The sequence below is a fragment of the Aminobacter sp. P4_D5 genome (genome assembly GCF_056401815.1).
Genome location: NZ_JBFUIP010000557.1, coordinates 1 through 813, shown reverse-complemented (window position 1 = coordinate 813; position 813 = coordinate 1). Strand labels below are relative to the sequence as shown.

General features: G+C 55.7%; 1 protein-coding gene. It reads left to right on the top strand.

The genetic code is table 11. The features are described 5' to 3' along the window. Positions 1-276: 276 nt before the first annotated feature. Positions 277-813: outer membrane protein (locus AC1DWF_RS33460; RefSeq protein WP_476842801.1), on the top strand; the 537-nt coding region annotated here is incomplete at its 3' end.

Sequence of the window (813 nt, the reverse complement as noted above, 5' to 3'; positions counted from 1 at the left end):
TCCTTTGGCCTCGGGCTTTCGTGAATGTATGTCCAAACACGTCTATTCGCCGCCAGCACCCGGTTGCCCGGCTGCGGCATTCCATTCCACTCTGTKGCAACCATGTGACAGTATTWWTTAGCAAGTGCTGATATTTATGGTCAGTAAGGCGGGGGCCTGAAATCAGGATGGAATGAACTGATGAGAGTTTACCCCTTTGTACTCCTGGCAGGATTGGCCAGCACGAGCGCTTACGCAGCCGATGCSGTGATKGAAGAACCGCCAGCACCAGTGCCTGTGGTTCAAGAAGCCCCAATTTTTAGCTGGACTGGCGGCTACCTCGGTATTCAGGGTGGCGGCCTGTGGTCCAACAGTAGCGTCAATGGACCTGACACCGGTATATTCGATGACAGCTTCAACGGTGGCCTTCTCGGTGCCTATGCCGGCTACAACTGGCAGTTCGGCGCTTGGGTGCTCGGTGTCGAAGGCGACATTAACGGAGTCTGGAACGACGAAACCGTCACCATCAACACACGGTTCGGTAACCGGGATGTTGATATCGGCAGCAGCTACCTGGCCTCGATACGGGCCCGTGCCGGATATGCGTTCGACCGTACCCTTGTTTTTGCCACCGGTGGCGTAGCCTTTACTCAGTTTTCTGCCGAAGGAGTCTGGAACGACGAAACCGTCACCATCAACACACGGTTCGGTAACCGGGATGTTGATATCGGCAGCAGCTACCTGGCCTCGATACGGGCCCGTGCCGGATATGCGTTCGACCGTACCCTTGTTTTTGCCACCGGTGGCGTAGCCTTTACTCAGTTTTCTGCCGAA